This window comes from Citrobacter sp. LJND-P06 (assembly GCF_058188415.1).
The window spans coordinates 3,303,444-3,317,394 of record NZ_CP187317.1; the positions used below are offsets into that span (position 1 = coordinate 3,303,444).

The 13,951-nt window shown below is 53.2% G+C and carries 14 protein-coding genes; 10 read left to right on the forward strand and 4 right to left on the reverse strand.

Annotation, left to right across the window (positions count from 1 at the left end):
• The first annotated feature begins 95 nt into the window (after positions 1-95).
• From betI to betA, 3 genes are read left to right on the forward strand one after another with little or no spacing between them, the layout of a single operon-like run.
• Positions 96-689 (forward strand): transcriptional regulator BetI, encoded by a 594-nt coding sequence (betI, locus tag ACO7SM_RS15800; RefSeq protein WP_490468314.1) that lies wholly within the window; start codon positions 96-98, stop codon positions 687-689.
• Positions 690-702: 13 nt separating this feature from the next.
• Positions 703-2,175, forward strand: coding sequence for a betaine-aldehyde dehydrogenase (gene betB / locus ACO7SM_RS15805; protein ID WP_490468315.1), 1,473 nt, complete (start codon positions 703-705; stop codon positions 2,173-2,175).
• 13 nt (positions 2,176-2,188) lie between these two features.
• Positions 2,189-3,865 carry a choline dehydrogenase gene (betA, locus tag ACO7SM_RS15810; RefSeq protein WP_490468316.1) on the forward strand — a complete coding sequence of 559 codons (1,677 nt, stop codon included), beginning with the start codon at positions 2,189-2,191 and terminating at the stop codon, positions 3,863-3,865.
• A 36-nt stretch (positions 3,866-3,901) separates the two neighbouring features.
• On the opposite strand, the gene ACO7SM_RS15815 is transcribed toward betA, so the two are convergent.
• A complete protein-coding gene (locus ACO7SM_RS15815; protein WP_490468317.1) occupies positions 3,902-4,606 on the reverse strand; it encodes a GNAT family N-acetyltransferase in 705 nt (234 codons plus the stop codon).
• 172 nt (positions 4,607-4,778) lie between these two features.
• Here ACO7SM_RS15815 and ACO7SM_RS15820 point away from each other — a divergent pair, with 172 nt between their 5' ends.
• Positions 4,779-5,027 (forward strand): DUF1158 domain-containing protein, encoded by a 249-nt coding sequence (locus tag ACO7SM_RS15820; protein ID WP_490468318.1) that lies wholly within the window; start codon positions 4,779-4,781, stop codon positions 5,025-5,027.
• 37 nt (positions 5,028-5,064) lie between these two features.
• On the opposite strand, the gene ACO7SM_RS15825 is transcribed toward ACO7SM_RS15820, so the two are convergent.
• Together ACO7SM_RS15825 and ACO7SM_RS15830 are read right to left on the reverse strand one after the other, a co-directional pair.
• Positions 5,065-5,406, reverse strand: a complete 342-nt coding sequence (locus tag ACO7SM_RS15825) for a RamA family antibiotic efflux transcriptional regulator (protein ID WP_192611489.1) — start codon at positions 5,404-5,406, stop codon at positions 5,065-5,067.
• A gap of 26 nt (positions 5,407-5,432) precedes the next feature.
• Positions 5,433-6,533 carry an MBL fold metallo-hydrolase gene (locus ACO7SM_RS15830; RefSeq protein ID WP_490468319.1) on the reverse strand — a complete coding sequence of 367 codons (1,101 nt, stop codon included), beginning with the start codon at positions 6,531-6,533 and terminating at the stop codon, positions 5,433-5,435.
• Positions 6,534-6,724: 191 nt separating this feature from the next.
• Here ACO7SM_RS15830 and ACO7SM_RS15835 point away from each other — a divergent pair, with 191 nt between their 5' ends.
• The 4 genes from ACO7SM_RS15835 to ACO7SM_RS15850 all read left to right on the forward strand — a co-directional run bounded on the left by ACO7SM_RS15835 (position 6,725) and on the right by ACO7SM_RS15850 (position 9,828).
• Positions 6,725-7,306: a TetR/AcrR family transcriptional regulator gene (locus tag ACO7SM_RS15835; RefSeq protein ID WP_490468320.1), complete on the forward strand. Its 582-nt coding sequence runs from the start codon at positions 6,725-6,727 to the stop codon at positions 7,304-7,306.
• Positions 7,306-7,674 (forward strand): MmcQ/YjbR family DNA-binding protein, encoded by a 369-nt coding sequence (locus ACO7SM_RS15840; RefSeq protein ID WP_490470964.1) that lies wholly within the window; start codon positions 7,306-7,308, stop codon positions 7,672-7,674. Before ACO7SM_RS15835 ends, ACO7SM_RS15840 begins: the two co-directional genes overlap by 1 nt.
• Before the next feature lie 119 nt (positions 7,675-7,793).
• Positions 7,794-8,447, forward strand: a complete 654-nt coding sequence (gene nfsB, locus ACO7SM_RS15845) for an oxygen-insensitive NAD(P)H nitroreductase (RefSeq protein ID WP_490468321.1) — start codon at positions 7,794-7,796, stop codon at positions 8,445-8,447.
• A gap of 136 nt (positions 8,448-8,583) precedes the next feature.
• Complete coding sequence (locus ACO7SM_RS15850; RefSeq protein WP_490468322.1) at positions 8,584-9,828, forward strand: mechanosensitive ion channel family protein; 1,245 nt, start codon at positions 8,584-8,586, stop codon at positions 9,826-9,828.
• Between the two features lie 54 nt (positions 9,829-9,882).
• Here the strand turns inward: ACO7SM_RS15850 and pheP are convergent, their stop codons facing one another.
• Positions 9,883-11,277 carry a phenylalanine transporter gene (pheP, locus tag ACO7SM_RS15855; protein ID WP_490468323.1) on the reverse strand — a complete coding sequence of 465 codons (1,395 nt, stop codon included), beginning with the start codon at positions 11,275-11,277 and terminating at the stop codon, positions 9,883-9,885.
• A 280-nt stretch (positions 11,278-11,557) separates the two neighbouring features.
• Here pheP and ACO7SM_RS15860 point away from each other — a divergent pair, with 280 nt between their 5' ends.
• Together ACO7SM_RS15860 and ACO7SM_RS15865 are read left to right on the forward strand one after the other, a co-directional pair.
• Positions 11,558-12,733: a DNA repair protein gene (locus ACO7SM_RS15860; protein WP_490468324.1), complete on the forward strand. Its 1,176-nt coding sequence runs from the start codon at positions 11,558-11,560 to the stop codon at positions 12,731-12,733.
• 617 nt (positions 12,734-13,350) lie between these two features.
• Positions 13,351-13,929 (forward strand): helix-turn-helix transcriptional regulator, encoded by a 579-nt coding sequence (locus ACO7SM_RS15865; RefSeq protein WP_490468325.1) that lies wholly within the window; start codon positions 13,351-13,353, stop codon positions 13,927-13,929.
• Positions 13,930-13,951: the final 22 nt, after the last annotated feature.

The window sequence follows — 13,951 nt, forward strand, 5'->3', positions numbered from 1 at the left end:
CAATCAATATAACAATTAATACACATTTTATATTGAACGTCCAATCAAAAAACGGTTAAATACATAAACACAACTGATGATTGGAGCAGTAAAAAATGCCCAAAGTGGGGATGCAAACCCTTCGCCGCAGGCAGTTGATCGACGCCACGCTGGACGCCATCAATGAAGTTGGCATGCACGATGCCACCATCGCGCAAATAGCCCGTCGCGCCGGTGTTTCGACCGGCATCATTAGCCACTACTTCAAGGATAAAAATGGGCTGCTGGAGGCGACGATGCGCGACATCACCAGCCAGCTTCGCCACGCTGTTTTACATCGTCTGCATGCGCTGAAAGACGCCCGCGCCGAGTTGCGATTGCGCGCCATTGTGGCGGGGAATTTCGATGACAGTCAGATTAGTCAGGCGGCAATGAAGGCCTGGCTGGCCTTCTGGGCGAGCAGTATGCATCAACCGATGCTGTTTCGGCTGCAGCAGATCGCCGGTAAACGTCTGCTCTCCAATATTGTTTACGAGTTCAGGCGTGAGCTTTCGCATCAACAGGCGCAACAGGCGGGCTACGGTCTGGCGGCGCTGATTGACGGACTGTGGCTACGTGCCGCACTCAGCAACGAACCGTTCAATCTGAGTCGCGCTCAGGCGCTGACCACCCATTTCATCAGTCAACATTTGCCGAAAACCACTGACTAACCGAGGAGAGCGTATGTCCCGAATGGCAGAACAACAGCTTTACATTGACGGCAGATACACTGCCGCCGTCAGCGGTCGCACCTTCGAGACTACCAATCCCGCCAACGGCGAAATCCTGGCCACCGTGCAGGAAGCGGGCCGTGAAGATGTCGATCGCGCCGTGAGAAGTGCCCAACGCGGGCAGAAAATCTGGGCAGCAATGACCGCCATGGAACGCTCGCGGATTTTACGCCGGGCGGTGGATATTCTGCGCGAACGTAATGACGAACTGGCAACACTGGAAACACTCGACACCGGGAAACCGTTCAGCGAAACCGCCAGCGTCGATATCGTGACCGGCGCCGATGTGCTTGAGTATTACGCCGGGCTGATCCCGGCGCTGGAAGGCACGCAAATCCCGCTGCGTGAAACTTCTTTTATTTACACGCGCCGCGAACCGCTGGGCGTCGTCGCGGGCATTGGCGCATGGAACTATCCGATTCAAATTGCCCTGTGGAAATCCGCTCCGGCGCTTGCCGCAGGTAACGCGATGATCTTCAAACCCAGTGAAGTCACCCCACTTACCGCCCTAAAGCTGGCGGAAATCTACACTGAAGCGGGTCTGCCAGACGGCGTCTTTAACGTGCTGCCGGGAACCGGCGCCGAAACCGGGCAATGGCTGACCGAACATCCGGGCATCGCGAAGGTTTCCTTCACCGGCGGCGTTGCCAGCGGCAAAAAAGTGATGGCGAACTCAGCAGCATCTTCGCTCAAAGAGGTGACGATGGAACTGGGCGGGAAGTCACCGCTGATTATTTTTGAAGACGCCAGCCTCAATCTTGCCGCAGACATCGCCATGATGGCGAATTTCTATAGCAGCGGCCAGGTTTGCACCAATGGCACTCGGGTGTTTGTTCCGACACGGATGAAAAGCGCCTTTGAACAAACTATCCTCGCCCGCGTGGCACGCATTCGCGCAGGCGACCTGTTCGACCCGGCCACCAACTTTGGCCCGCTGGTCAGCTTTTCGCACCGCGAAAACGTTCTGCGCTATATCGACAGCGGTAAAGCAGAAGGCGCAACGCTGCTCTGCGGCGGCGAGGCGCTGACAGGCAACGGCTTTGACCACGGCGCGTGGGTTGCCCCGACGGTCTTCACCGACTGTCGTGATGACATGACCATTGTGCGGGAAGAAATTTTCGGCCCGGTGATGTCAATCCTGACCTACGAAGACGAAGATGAAGTCATCCGCCGTGCTAACGATACGGACTACGGACTGGCGGCAGGCGTCGTGACCCACGATCTTAACCGCGCGCACCGCGTGATCCACCAACTGGAAGCGGGGATCTGCTGGATCAATACCTGGGGTGAATCCCCCGCCGAAATGCCGGTCGGCGGTTACAAACACTCAGGCATCGGTCGCGAAAATGGCGTGATGACGCTGCAAAGCTACACCCAGGTGAAATCCATCCAGGTTGAGATGGGTCAGTTTCAATCCCAATTCTAACCAGGAGGTTTATTTGCATTTTGACTACATCATTATTGGTGCCGGCTCTGCTGGCAACGTGCTGGCGACACGCTTAACAGAAGACCACGATACCACCGTACTGCTGCTGGAAGCAGGCGGCCCGGACTATCGCGCCGACTTTCGCACCCAGATGCCCGCCGCCCTTGCTTTCCCCTTGCAGGGCAGGCGCTATAACTGGGCCTATGAAACCGAACCGGAACCGTACATGAACTATCGCCGCATGGAGTGCGGGCGAGGAAAGGGGTTGGGCGGATCGTCTCTGATTAACGGCATGTGTTATATCCGCGGCAATGCCCTGGATCTTGACAACTGGGCGCAGGAGTCGGGCCTCGAACACTGGAGCTACCTCGATTGCCTGCCCTACTACCGTAAAGCGGAATGCCGTGATTCCGGTGCCAACGACTATCACGGCGGTGAAGGCCCGGTGAGCGTCACCACCCCAAAGCACAATAACAATCCGCTGTTCCATGCGATGGTAGACGCTGGCGTCCAGGCGGGATATCCGCGTACCGACGATCTCAACGGCTACCGGCAGGAAGGATTTGGTCCGATGGACAGAACCGTCACGCCACAAGGTCGTCGCGCCAGCACCGCGCGGGGCTATCTTGATAAGGCCCGGCAGCGCCCGAATCTGACCATCATCACCCATGCCCTGACCGACCGTATTCTCTTTGACGGCAAAAAAGCGGTGGGCGTGGAGTGGCTGGAAGGCGACAGCACGATTGCGAATAAAGCGATTGCACGCAAAGAAGTGCTGCTCTGCGGCGGAGCGATTGCCTCGCCGCAGATCCTGCAACGTTCCGGCGTGGGCGATCCGGCGCTGCTCGCCGCCTTTGCTATTCCGCTGGTACACCCTTTGCCCGGCGTCGGCGAAAACTTGCAGGATCATCTGGAGATGTACCTGCAATATGAATGCAAAGAACCGGTGTCGCTCTACCCGGCCCTACAATGGTGGAACCAGCCGAAGATTGGCGCCCAGTGGTTGTTCGCCGGCACCGGCACGGGCGCCAGCAACCATTTTGAAGCGGGAGGGTTTATCCGTAGCCATGACGGGGTTGCCTGGCCGAACCTTCAGTACCACTTCCTGCCGGTCGCCATTAATTACAACGGTTCTAACGCCGTCAAAGAGCACGGTTTTCAGTGCCACGTCGGATCGATGCGCTCCCCCAGTCGGGGCCATGTGCATCTGACATCACGTGACCCGCGTGAACACCCGGCCATACTGTTCAATTACATGTCGGCGGAGCAGGACTGGCAGGAATTTCGCGACGCGATTCGCATCACTCGGGAAATCATCAACCAGCCCGCGCTGGATAAATACCGTGGCCGGGAAATCAGCCCTGGGATTGACTGCCAGACCGATGAACAACTGGACGCCTTTGTGCGCGATCACGCCGAGACGGCGTTCCATCCCTGCGGCACCTGTAAAATGGGGTATGACGAGATGGCGGTAGTAGATGGCGAAGGAAGAGTCCATGGCGTGGAGAATCTGCGCGTGGTGGATGCCTCGATTATGCCGCAAATCATCACCGGCAATCTGAACGCCACCACCATCATGATCGGTGAGAAAATTGCCGACGCCATTCGCGGTCGTACACCGCTGGCCAAAAGTAGCGCCGATTATTATGTCGCAGGCGATACGCCAGTACGAACTGCGCCGCAACGCTAACACAGACTCCGCTCCGGGTGCAGAGCGGAGACACAGTTATACTTCGCGACACGCCACCAGCGTTTTTCGCTGCTGGCCGTGTTCATCAAAATTCTCCGGCGCCAGCCAGCATTGCAGCGCGCGATCGCATTGCGACCATTCGCCGTCAATCATCGACAGCCAGTCGCTGTCGCGATTGCGCCCTTTGCGCACAATTTTTTGCCTAAACCGACCTTCAAAGACAAAGCCTAAACGCTCTGCCGCCTGACGCGACGCCGTATTCAGCGAATCGCATTTCCATTCAATGCGACGGTATCCTTGCGCAAACGCATAGCCCAGCAGTAGCCAGATGGCTTCTGTACCCAACACCGTCTGCTTCATTCGCGGCGACCAGGTCACATGCCCAATCTCGACTGACCCATGCTCCCGCTCAATCGCCATATAACAGACCAGCCCAACCGCGCGTGCTGAGCGAGTATCAATAACGGCAAACGGAACCAGCGTCTCGTCACGGGCTTTGCCGTCGAGCCAGCGGATTGTCGCCGACACACTTTCCGGGCGTTCGCTGGCAAGCCAGGTCCAGTCACGCTCATCGGCGGCCTGCGCATAAGCATCGAAAAGGTCAGCGGCATGACGCTCTGGTTCGAGGGGTTCCAGTCGACAATAACGCCCGTTAAGCGCAACACGGGAAAGCAGTGACGCCCCCGTCCAGTCCGGCAGCGCGTCGCCCACCGTTTGTCCATACAGATTAATTTCCGGCACAGTTCACCCCAGCAGATTGGTCGTTAAATTTTTATATCAGTTTGCTTGTGGCAAGAAAAGACGCCGTTCAGGAAATCATCAATTTGGTGAATGGATTGGCGTTTAACGGAGGGGTTTGCGTTACCTGACGATATCCCGGACAATGGCTTTTTAACTCAAGTTTAACAATGCCATGAAACACCCCCTTGAATCGTTGATGACCGCTGCCGGTATTCTGCTGATGGCGTTTCTCTCTTGTTTGCTGCTGCCCGCGCCGTCGCTCGGTCTGGTGCTGGCGCAAAAGCTGGTTGCGACCTTTCATTTAATGGATCTCAACCAGCTTTACACCCTGTTGTTTTGCCTGTGGTTCCTGGCGATTGGCGCCATCGAATATCTTGTGATTCGTTTTATCTGGCGACGCTGGTTCTCACTGGCAGAGTAAGTCACGAAGGCCGTGTCATTGCGCCTCCCGCGGCTTTTTAGTGCGCACGGCTATGATTTTCTTTGCGGTACGCACCCGGCGGCTGGTTAAACGTGCGGGTAAACACCCGCGTAAACGTCTGCTGCGAATCAAAGCCGTACTTCAGACAGATGTCATACACTTTCTGGTCTGTATCACGCAAATCACGCGCGGCCAGTCGCAGTTTACGCTGTCGAATGTAGCGTCCCAGACTCTCTCCCTTGTACTGCAAAAACAACCGTTGCAGATGCCACTTTGAATAGCCTGCATGACGCGCGATATCATCAATGCGTAACGGCTGATTTAAATTGTCATCTATCCACGTAACAATCGTGTCGATCACCCGAGCGGAAATCGTCATGGTGCTCTCCCCTCTAAAAAGAATCCTTATTCCCACCAGGCCGTAAACGACTGCGTGGGGTCAGCCAGATTTACCTGTTCGCCTAACTTTGGCGTCAGCAACCGGTAGTCTTTATTGCGACTCGCAAACGCCAGACGTTTATACGGATCGTCCCAGGTATGTTTCGCCAGCACAAAGCGCCCTGCATGGCCGGGTAAAATCGCCTTTGCATGCAGATCCTGCGCGGCCCTCGCCGTTTCTTCCGGCATCATATGGATGTACTTCCAGTCCTGGTCGTACTGACCGTTTTCCATGATTGCCAGATCCACGGAGCCAAACTGTTCCCCTATCGCTTTAAAATGCGGCCCGTAACCCGAGTCGCCGCTGTAGTAAATTTTCTGTTCTGGCGTCTCAAACATGAAACTCGCCCACAAGGTCTGGTTGCGTTTAATGCCCCGGCCAGAAAAATGGCGGGCGGGCAGGACATGCACCATCAGTGCGTCGTCGACTCTGACGGTCTGGTTCCAGTCGCGCTCTTCAATGATGTCGCTGTTCATTCCCCAGTAGCGCAGATGCGAACCGACACCCAACGGCACGACCGCGCGTTTAATCTTCGGCATTAACGCCGTGATGGTGGCGTAATCCAGATGGTCATAGTGATCGTGCGAAATAATCAGCACATCGATGTCCGGCATGGTGTGTGCCGTCCAGGGATAATTCCCGGCAAACGCTTTGTTCAAAAATGAAAACGGCGCGGCATAGTTGCTGAATACGGGGTCAATCAGAATGCGTTTGCCAGACAGTTGCAGGTACCAGGAAGAGTGCCCCAGCCAGATAAGCGTCTCCTGCTCCTGCGGCAAACTGGCAATATCGGTAGGCACCAGCGGCAAGGGCTGAGACGGTCGCGCATTTTCCCGCTTCGCCACCAGAAACTCCCACCACGCGGCAATCATCCCTTTATCGCCGGTATAACCCGGCGTAGGCAGCGTGTTGCGAAACGCGCCATCGCGATAGTGCGGCGACTGTTCAATCTGGGTTAATTGGCTGCCTTGCGGCGCCTGACCAAACCCAGGATTAAGGACAAACGGCAAACTGGCTGCTGAGGCAATAAGCATAATAAAAACCACATAAACTGTGAGACGCTTCATATCCTGACCCGAAAACGCGCGCCTTTCCGATGGTTTGCGCGGCTGACTCTTGATTATGAGTGAGTAAGCACTCATTATAGAAAGCGAACGTTTCCCGTCAAGATGATTTTCAATCTTTGACATTCGCCGTTGCGGCGCTGCACATGCCGTGATTCAATCGTATTTTCTTACAGACTTAAGGGTAAAGTGTAGTGGCTCGTCCGAAGAGTGAAGACAAAAAACAGGCATTACTGGAAGCCGCAACCACGGCGATTGCGCAATCCGGCATCGCGGCATCGACGGCGGTCATCGCCCGGGGCGCAGGGGTTGCAGAGGGAACGTTGTTTCGCTATTTCGCGACAAAAGATGACTTAATCAACGCGCTTTATCTCCATCTGAAACAGAATCTCTGCCAGTCCATGATGGCGGAACTGGACCGTTCGATTACCGATGACAAGACCCTGACCCACTTTATCTGGAAGAGCTATATCAACTGGGGTCTGAATAACACCACCGGGCATCGCACCATTCGCCAGCTCGCGGTCAGTGAAAAAATCACCAAAGAGACAGAGCAACAGGCTGATGACATGTTCCCCGAACTGCGCGATCTCTGCCATCGCTCCGTGCTGCCGGTTTTCATGTCTGAGGAATACCGCGCGTTTGGCGATGCGCTGTTTCTTTCACTGGCGGAAACGACCATCGAGTTCGCCGCCCGCGATCCCGCCCGCGCCAGCGAATTTATCTCGCTGGGTTTTGAAGCGATGTGGCGCGCCCTGACCCGTGAGGAAAAATGATGGACGGGCAAACTCTGCATGAATGCGCGAAGCGCATCGCGCTTGAACTGCCGTTTACCGAGCTCTGCTGGCCATTCGGCCCGGAATACGATGTCTTTAAAGTGGGAGGCAAAATTTTCATGATTGCCTTAGCGCATCAAAGCCGCCCGTTAATTAATCTGAAGTCCGATCCACAAAAATCACTGCTTAATCAGCAAATTTATCCCAGCATAAAGCCTGGCTATCACATGAATAAAAAACACTGGATCTCGGTGTATCCGGGCGACGATATCAGCGAGTCGCTGCTTCACGATCTGGTGAACGATTCCTGGAACCGGGTGGTCGATGGCCTGGCGAAAAAAGATCAGAAACGGCTGCGTCCCACCTGATTTATCGTTGGCGCGGATAAGTGTTTTTGCATTTTTCGCTCTTATCATTTCTGCGCCAACCCTGTACCCTGCTGGCAGATAACGCACCCGCAAAGGGTGCCAAACACTCAGGAGTATTTATGGATATCGTTTCTGTCGCCTTAAAACGCTACTCCACTAAGGCGTTCGACCCCAGCAAAAAACTGACCGCAGAGGAAGCTGAAAAGCTGAAAACGCTGCTGCAATTCAGCCCATCCAGCACCAACTCACAGCCGTGGCATTTCATCGTTGCCAGCACTGATGAAGGTAAAGCGCGCGTCGCAAAATCTGCCGCCGGTAATTTCGTGTTTAACGAACGCAAAATGCTCGACGCGTCCCACGTGGTGGTCTTCTGTGCCAAAACGGCCATGGATGACGCCTGGCTTACGCGCGTTGTGGATCAGGAAGAGATCGATGGCCGTTTCGCCACGCCGGAAGCCAAAGCCGCTAACCACAAAGGCCGTACGTTCTTCGCCGATATGCACCGTAAAGAACTGAAAGACGACAACCACTGGATGGCAAAACAGGTTTACCTCAACGTGGGTAACTTCCTGTTGGGCGTGGCGGCAATGGGGCTTGACGCGGTTCCCATCGAAGGTTTTGCTGCCGATATTCTCGACGCCGAGTTTGGTTTAACGGAAAAAGGCTACACCAGTCTGGTCGTCGTTCCTGTCGGGCATCACAGTATCGAAGATTTTAACGCTGCCCTACCGAAATCGCGTCTGCCTCAGGAAACCACCCTGACGGAAGTCTAAAACGCACTCTCCGTGCCGGATCAAGGCGTAGCCTCCGATCCGGCCGGTTAACGATCTGTGCGTTGCCTCCCCTGCCCGCATTTGCATATTTTCTCTACAACCGTCATCATAGGTCTCTGTTTATTAAGGAGACATTATGCAGGAATTGATATCTCAGGTAGAGGAGTTAGGCATTGAAATGAATCACACCACCTCGCTGGTGATGATTTTTGGCATTATTTTTCTGACAGCCATTATTGTGCATATTATTTTGCACTGGGTTGTGCTGCGTACCTTTGAGCGGCGTGCGAAGGCCAGTTCCCTTCTGTGGCTGCAAATTATTACGCAGAACAAGCTTTTCCACCGACTGGCGTTTACCTTGCAAGGTATTATCGTCAATATACAGGCCGTGCTTTGGTTACACAAAGGCAGCGAAGCGGCAGGCATTCTGACCACCTGTGCGCAGCTGTGGATCATGATGTATTCCCTGCTGTCGATGTTCTCCCTGCTGGACGTTATCCTAAACCTGGCGCAAAAATTCCCCACTGCGTCTCAGCTTCCGCTGAAGGGGATCTTCCAGGGCATTAAGCTTATCGGCGCTATTCTGGTCGGTATTCTGATGATTTCACTGTTAATTGGTCAATCGCCCGCGATTCTCATCAGCGGTCTCGGCGCCATGGCTGCCGTGTTGATGTTGGTGTTCAAAGACCCCATTCTCGGACTGGTCGCCGGGATCCAACTCTCTGCCAACGATATGCTCAAGCTGGGCGACTGGCTGGAGATGCCGAAATATGGCGCAGACGGCGCGGTGATCGACATCGGCTTAACCACGGTGAAAGTGAGTAACTGGGATAATACCATCACCACCATCCCGACCTGGTCGCTGGTGTCCGACTCGTTTAAAAACTGGAGTGGCATGTCCGCGTCCGGTGGACGTCGAATCAAACGCAGTATCAATATTGACGCAACCAGCATTCATTTCCTCAGTGAAGAGGAGCTGCAAAAGCTGAATAAAGCGCACCTGTTAGCGCCTTATTTAACCTCGCGCCATCAAGAAATTCATGAATGGAATCAACAATTATCGGCTCCGGAGTCGATACTCAATCACCGTCAGATGACCAACATTGGCACTTTCCGCGCCTATCTGAATGAATATCTACGTCATCACCCGAAGATTCGCAAAGATATGACCATGATGGTGCGCCAACTGGCGCCGGACGATCACGGCTTACCGATCGAAATTTATGCGTTCACCAATACCGTCGTCTGGCTGGAATACGAGAGCATTCAGGCCGATATTTTCGATCATATTTTTGCCGTTATCGAAGAGTTTGGCTTGCGCATCCACCAGTCGCCAACCGGCAATGATATTCGGTCGTTATCAGGCGCGATTCAACGCTAATTAGACGTCCAGGAAAGATGCCGATCTCATCAACAGGATGAGATCGGCGATTCGTTAGCGGGCTTTACGGCGCAGCAGTTTGAAGGTGACAAACAGGAACAGAACCCACACGGGCAGTAACATTGCCGACAGACGCATATCGTCGATCGTACACATCAGAACCAGAATCATCGCCAGAAACGCGATGCAGAGGTAGTTCCCGGCAGGATAAAGCAGCGCCTTGAACTGCGTGTCTCGTCCCTTACGACGCATTGCCGCACGAAAACGCAGGTGCGCAAGACATATCATGACCCAGTTCAGCAGCAGGGTTGCCACCACCAACGCCATTAACAGGCTGAACGCCTTTTGCGGCAGCAGGTAGTTGATCAAGACCACCAGCGAAGTGACCGCCCCGGAAAGCAGCAACGAGTTCACCGGCACGCCACGACGGCTGACACGGGTTAAGAATTTCGGCGCATTGCCCTGAACGGACAGCCCAAACAGCATCCGGCTATTGGAATAAACGCCGCTGTTATAGACCGACAGCGAGGCCACCAGAATGACAAAATTCAGCGCAGAGGCCACCACATTGCTGTCCAGATGGTGGAAAATCATCACAAACGGGCTGCTGTTAGATTTCACTTCAACCCACGGATAAAGCGCTAACAGCACCACCAGAGAACCGATATAAAACAGCAAAATACGGTAAACCACCTGGTTCACCGCTTTCGGGATGCTTTTTTGCGGATCGCACGCTTCTGCCGCGGTAATACCAATCAATTCCAGCCCGCCGAAGGAGAACATGATCACCGCCAGCGAGAGAATTAAACCGTTCCAGCCGGTGGCAAAAAAGCCGTTATAACGCCACAGGTTCTCAATGCTTGCGTGCTCGCCACCGCTGCCGGAAAAGAGCATCCACAGCCCGAAACCGATCATGCCGATAATCGCCAGCACTTTAATTAACGCAAACCAAAACTCCGTCTCGCCATACAGACGCACGTTCACCAGGTTTACCGCATTAATAATAATGAAAAAGACGGCGGCCCAGATCCAGGTCGGGACATCGGGCAACCAGTATTGCATGTAAATACCGGCGGCTGTCAGCTCTGCCATGCCCACCAGCACAAACATCACCCAGTAGTTCCAGCCGGAAAGGAAGCCCGCGAACGGTCCCCAATACTTGTAAGCAAAGTGGGCAAAAGAGCCAGAAACCGGTTCTTCTACAACCATTTCGCCCAACTGGCGCATGATTAAAAAGGCAATGATTCCGGCAACACCATAGCCCAGCAAAACGGCCGGCCCGGCCATCTGAATGGCGGGGCCAATTCCCAGAAACAGCCCCGTGCCAATAGCGCCCCCGAGGGCAATCAATTGAATATGACGGTTTTGTAACCCTCGATGAAGCGTCGGTTCACTGTTCGACGCGGCGTCTGACACACTGGTGTCAGATGCAGTTGACGCGTTTTTCACGCCCTACCCCTGTGTCGTTTTTATTGAGGGGCTCCTTTTAACATTTCGACTTCGTTGTCGCAAGGCACAATCCGACGGAGCTGAGAACGCGAAAACCGGCGGTTAACGCGCCACAGAAGCCCTAATATTGCGGGAAACAGATAATTTTCATGAATTCCGGTGGACGAAAAGGCGTCGCAGACCACAGAATGCGTTTTAATATTTTTTCTGTATTTTCAAACGGGTGTCTCAGAACTATTCTCTGTCACTCATTTTTAAGCCATGCCAGGCAACAGTTTTCATGAATAAGATCATTAAACGGCTAGAGATCGTCAAAAGCGCCATCGAACTCGAAGATGAAGAGATAATCTGGCAGCAGCTCGTCTGGCTGAAAGACGACGCGCTGGATGCCGCCATTGGGTCGATGGCCCGCGCCCTGGAAGAGAGACGTTTCAGCGACGCCCTGGCTGAGATTACCGCCTGGCTGGATGCTCAGCGCGCGGTGTCGACATGGCAGGATCCGGCTATCGCGGCCGCCAAACTGGAACTGAAAGCGCTCGAGTCTCAGTTACACGCGCTGATCGACAAGCGGAATACCCGCATTCAGATCCTCGATGACTTTAATGATCTGTACCACCTCCGCCTTGGCCCATTAATGAGCCGCATTTTAGAATTACGCCAGCAACTGGCCGCCAGTGCGCAACGCAAACAAGAAGCCGAGCTCAGGCGCAGAGAAAAGGACTACCAATCCTGCCAGCAGTACATTTCACAGGCGATTGATCAACTGGCGACGCTCAAACGGCACTGGGTAAGTCTCAGCTCAACGTCCCGGGAAGCGGCGGAGGTTCGAAAGCGTGTGCAGCAACAGACTGAACTTATCACGGCCCTGCTGGCTGAGATTCGCGAACTGGAAAATGATTTTACCCGTCAGGAGGAGAGCGCCACGCGCCAGGCGCGCGAAAACGCCGATAACGAATATGAACAATACCGCGAACAGCAGCAGGATGCGCTGCATCGTCATGACCGGGGCCAACAGCTCTCTGCGGATGAGCGCAATGAGCTTAAGCGCCTGTGGCGTCAGGCAAGCCGACTCTGTCACCCGGATGTCGTCGCCGATGCGTTGAAGGAAAAAGCCCATCAGATGATGGTTCAGCTTAACCAGGCCCGCCAGAATGCGGATCTGGCGACTATTCGCGCGCTACTCACCCAGCTTCATCGTGGTCTGGAACCCATGATGGCAAGCGACAGGCTGAACAATTCCGAACACCTGCGTGCCAGAATAGAACAGCTCAGAACACAGATTAACGCCCTGCAAAAAGAGATTACTGAACTGGAGTCTGAAAACGCCTGGCGTCTTGCGACCTCCGTCCAGGATAAAGAAGTCTGGTTATCCGAGCAAGAACGCACCCTGACGGGCATCCGCGACACGCTGGAAGCTCAAATGAAACAGGCTGAGCAGGAGACCCAGGCAGGCTGAATCGTGAAAATTCGCTACCTGTCAAAACGTTTCTTAGCAAGTTACATTTTGTTATTTAGCACCAAATGCTAAATTCAAAGCAAAACACCAAATATCTGACAACACAAAGAACAAAACACCATTAAAAATTAAATCTTAGGATTTAAAAACCAAAACCCGCTTTTCACCCTCCATTTTCCTCTTTTTTTAGTCCTTCCCCCCTCAGCATGCCAGGAATTTTCTTAACCACTTCACCCCTTCAGGAAACGTGACAGACATCACACTGAAATGTAAGGGTTCTTAATGATTTTCATCATTACAACTTAGGATTTCACTGTCTTTTTCCGATGAGTCACCAGACGTTACCGACCATCCATAAGTGAAATCTATCAATCATACCCTGTGTACTGAAATAAACGATTTATCATACATTTTGGCTAAGAGTAATATTCACCGTAAGAATAGTTACAAATTCAAATAAAGACAGCGAATATCGACTAAATCAGAATGCCTGAACAGCGTTCAGTACGCGCACGAATATACGCCTGTATCTAACCGTATTTATAAAGTGAGACAGACCCTTTTTTAATGGTTGAAAAAAGGGGCGGTATGCTGTACCCAAATTCAAGGAGATCGTTATGTCAAAAGCTATTTTTTTAGGTGAGTCATTTTACACCTGGCTAGGCATGCGAGATATCTTGCGCGGTACAACGTTATTTGTCGATATGGAATTTCACTCTTCCCGGACACTGTCGACGGGAAAAGAAATATCCCATAATGCTGATTACCTCATCATTAACCCGAGTGAAAGTGAGGCATTAAAATACGCGGGAATAATCCGTACGATGTCATTGCGCCCTTCTGCGACGATCATCGTTTTAGCCGATGAAGACACGTTCTCACTCTTCCAGACCGTTTGCGGGATGCGCCTGGAATTTCTGGATGCTCGCGGTTCTCTCGACGCAATCCTGCAAAAAATAACCAGCATTATCAAGGGTAAAAAGCCCTGCGCGCCGAAACCATTAACGAACCCAATGACGGTCAATGAGTTCAACGTAATGATGCTGTTTGCCCGCGGCTGGTCGCTGTCCCAAATCGCCGGGGCATCGCACAAAAGCGAGAAGACCATCAGCGCCTATAAAAGCAATATTGCCAAAAAACTGGGACACAATAATACCCGGCTGAAATATATGATTTCTCAGTATAGCCAACTGTAGCTCACTGGCTTAAGGAATTAAC

Excerpts from the sequence above, each read along its gene's own strand:
- betI (WP_490468314.1), top strand. The coding sequence starts at position 96 with ATGCCCAAAGTGGGGATGCAAACCCTTCGCCGCAGGCAGTTGATCGAC.
- betB (WP_490468315.1), top strand. The coding sequence starts at position 703 with ATGTCCCGAATGGCAGAACAACAGCTTTACATTGACGGCAGATACACT.
- ACO7SM_RS15820 (WP_490468318.1), top strand. The coding sequence starts at position 4,779 with ATGAAACACCCCCTTGAATCGTTGATGACCGCTGCCGGTATTCTGCTG.
- ACO7SM_RS15825 (WP_192611489.1), bottom strand. The coding sequence starts at position 5,406 with ATGACGATTTCCGCTCGGGTGATCGACACGATTGTTACGTGGATAGAT.
- ACO7SM_RS15830 (WP_490468319.1), bottom strand. The coding sequence starts at position 6,533 with ATGAAGCGTCTCACAGTTTATGTGGTTTTTATTATGCTTATTGCCTCA.
- ACO7SM_RS15840 (WP_490470964.1), top strand. The coding sequence starts at position 7,306 with ATGGACGGGCAAACTCTGCATGAATGCGCGAAGCGCATCGCGCTTGAA.
- nfsB (WP_490468321.1), top strand. The coding sequence starts at position 7,794 with ATGGATATCGTTTCTGTCGCCTTAAAACGCTACTCCACTAAGGCGTTC.
- ACO7SM_RS15850 (WP_490468322.1), top strand. The coding sequence starts at position 8,584 with ATGCAGGAATTGATATCTCAGGTAGAGGAGTTAGGCATTGAAATGAAT.
- ACO7SM_RS15860 (WP_490468324.1), top strand. The coding sequence starts at position 11,558 with ATGAATAAGATCATTAAACGGCTAGAGATCGTCAAAAGCGCCATCGAA.
- ACO7SM_RS15865 (WP_490468325.1), top strand. The coding sequence starts at position 13,351 with ATGTCAAAAGCTATTTTTTTAGGTGAGTCATTTTACACCTGGCTAGGC.